The 3,030-nt window shown below is 47.7% G+C and carries 2 protein-coding genes; one reads left to right on the plus strand and one right to left on the minus strand.

The features are described 5' to 3' along the window. Positions 1 to 73 precede the first annotated feature (73 nt). Positions 74 to 2,008 carry an alpha-L-arabinofuranosidase C-terminal domain-containing protein gene (locus VN105_RS14295; RefSeq protein ID WP_325642008.1) on the minus strand — a complete coding sequence of 645 codons (1,935 nt, stop codon included), beginning with the start codon at positions 2,006 to 2,008 and terminating at the stop codon, positions 74 to 76. A 466-nt stretch (positions 2,009 to 2,474) separates the two neighbouring features. Here VN105_RS14295 and VN105_RS14300 point away from each other — a divergent pair, with 466 nt between their 5' ends. Beyond that, positions 2,475 to 2,954, plus strand: coding sequence for a GNAT family N-acetyltransferase (locus tag VN105_RS14300; RefSeq protein ID WP_325642010.1), 480 nt, complete (start codon positions 2,475 to 2,477; stop codon positions 2,952 to 2,954). The last annotated feature ends 76 nt before the right edge of the window (positions 2,955 to 3,030 follow it).

The following is a 3,030-nucleotide window of genomic DNA, read 5'->3' on the forward strand; positions in this document are numbered from 1 at the left end:
ACCATCTCTTTCTAACTCCATTGATAATATAGGAAATGGTTTTCCCATACTATCTTATGCGCCATTATATCGTTTACTTTTTTCCCGGTATCCTGATAACCACCACCGAACGGGGGGCTACTTCGTAGTTAATCACTTTACCAACTTCCAGCTGGCTGGTGGCGGTATTAACTGCCGGTGCATTTTTATCTGTTGTGTTTTCTGTGAATACTGTTACCTCGGCATTTGCATGGCTTCCTGCCAGGCTGGCAATACTGGCTTTGGCCTTCACTTTGTTTTCACCGGCGTTCACCAGTTTAATAATGATATCACCGCTTTGACTGTCTTTCACACAAGACGCACCTGTATTAACGTCATTGTCCAGCGAAACGACACCAGCATAATAACGGTCGCCTGCATTGTTTGAAAACAAATGTTGTATGTAATAATTAGGCGTGCGGGTGATGGTGGTGCCTGTAAAATAAATCAGGTTTGGGTTCCACGAAGTATGCCCGGTACGCGCCAGCAGCGGGGCGTATGACGATAGCCGCACCACATCGCCGTTGCGTTCCAGCCCTGTCATATACACGGCTTCGGCCAGTGCATTGAACCAGGTATTTCCCCGGGAGGCATATTCGCCCAGGTATACTTTTGATTTACTGCGGTTGTAGGAATCGTAGCGATGCTTATGCTCCAGGAACCATTCGGGTTTCTCGTAGTAATGTTCATCCACTACCTGTAAAGCGTTTTCGTTGGCGAACTTCCAGCCGGCTTCAAAGTCGTCCCCTGCGGGAGCCGGGCCTACTGTGCCAATGAGCGTGATTTCCGGGTGTTTTTGTTTCACCGCCGTTTCAATCAACTTAAAGCGTTCCCTGAAAACGGGTGTTTGTTTGTCTTCATTACCAATAGCCAGGTACTCCAGGTGAAAGGGCTCCGGGTGCCCTGCCGCAGCGCGTTTAGCGCCCCAGGCAGAAGTAGCCGGTCCGTTGGCATACTCAATAAGATCCAGTATTTCATTGATATAGTCCTGCATTTCCTCCATTGGCAATCCTTTTTGCCCGGTGCCGCCTATACGCCAGGTACCGCCGGAGTTCTGGCAGCTTACCGCTGCGGGCACTACAGGTAAGGGTTTGGCGCCTATATCTTCACAGAACTGGAAATACTCGAAATAGCCAAGTCCCATCGATTGGTGATAGTTCCAGATATTCCGCTGTTCCTTCCTTTCTTCAACGGGGCCGATGGTATTTTTCCAGCGGTACATGTTATTGAGGCCGTCGCCATGCACCAGGCAACCGCCGGGAAAGCGCATGAAGCGGGGCTTCAGGTCCGCGATGGCCTGCCCCAGATCGGCTCTCAGTCCGTTAGCGTGACCATGAAATGTTTTAACGGGGAATAAGGATACCATGTCAATGCCCAGGCTGCCTCGCGCTTTAGCGGTGATCACCAGTACTGCGCTGTCGTATGTGGCGTTGGTAGTGATAACGCCGCTGCCTTTCTTCCACTCCCTGGCATCCGCAGTGAGATTTACTTCTCCGTATACATCGCCCTTGCGATTGCGCAGCTGCACGGATAAAGGAATGGGTGTTGCGGACAACAACCGGGTAAATATAGAAAAGTTATACTGTTCCCCCTTTTTTATGGCGATGCCATCGAAGCCGTTGTTCTGCAGCCCGATGCCTTCCTGCCCCGGCTCCTCAATAGTGAGCAGGGCATAATGGGGGTTATTGGGATGAATGGGCGATTGGCTTTCCACGCTTACCCCGCCATAACCAAATCCTTTGGTCACGTATTCCCATGCGGTGAAGGGATTCCACTCCCGCCTGTCGGCTGGCGTATACTCAAACGATCGGTTCTGGATTAATTCTGCATACAAACCACCGTCTGCCGCGTAGCTGATATCTTCAAAAAAAATTCCGAACAGGTCGGGCGAAATAGGTTTACCGCCCTTTGTTTGGGCAGAAGCCTGGTGTGTGCCCAGGCACCCGATAAGGAACAAAAAAATAAGCTGTTTCTTTAAAAGCGTTTCCATAACGTGTGTTGAGTTTTAAAATATGCTTGTACTGCACAGGTATGTACCCCCGGGATAATTGCTCCCGGTTCATCTTCCGGCAGGAAAAATAGTAAAACTATTTTATTAATCGTCAATTTGACAATTATTTTTTAAAACCAGGTAAGATGCCTGCGTTTTGTTGCATCGGGGAATAGTTTTTGAGAGAGAAGGAGCAATGTTTTTGGCAGATGTATACAGTGATTGCGGGATATCTGTTGTGCCGGCAGCCATTGGAAGATATTATTACAGGTGTTTTAGGATGGATATAAGGCATTAATGACGCTATTGCAGGTATTTTCAGATGGATATAGGGTATTGGAAGTTGCGGGGATTTCATGTACCCCGGATCACAGCGCGACTGCCGGTTTATTTTTTCTCCAGCTGGTATTTAAAACTTAATTTATGGCTGTTTATTGATGATACTAACCCGGAAAGTTTCCAAACCATGTCCATCACCATCAGGCCATATACACCCGCCGATAAATCCGCCTGTATAGCCGCATTTAAAAGTAATATGCCGCGCTATTTTGCACCGGCGGAGTTGCCCGATTTTGAAGAATGGCTCCGGGAGCAGGATGTACGTTATACATCTTCCTCAAAAAATAACAACGAACAATACTATGTTGCGATACTGGAAGAACAGGTAATTGGTTGCGGGGGATACCATATTGACACAGTCCGGCAGGAGGCAAAAATGACCTGGGGCCTCATCACGCATACACTACATAAACAGGGGTTTGGCAAGCAATTATTCCTGTACCGCGTAAATATGATCCGGTTGGTATGTCCGTTATGCCACATAGCGCTTGATACTACCCAACACTCGTATCCTTTTTTCGGGAAACTGGGATTTATGGTAACCCGCATCACAAAAGACGGTTACGGCCCCGGGCTGGACCGGTATGATATGGAATTACCGGTATAAAATATTTTTTACCTGTAAAAAAAATAAAGTTATTTGTCCCCGTTATAAACAACCGGTCGTTATAATAACGAAACTA

This window comes from Chitinophaga sp., from assembly GCF_035564935.1.
Taxonomy (GTDB): domain Bacteria; phylum Bacteroidota; class Bacteroidia; order Chitinophagales; family Chitinophagaceae; genus Chitinophaga.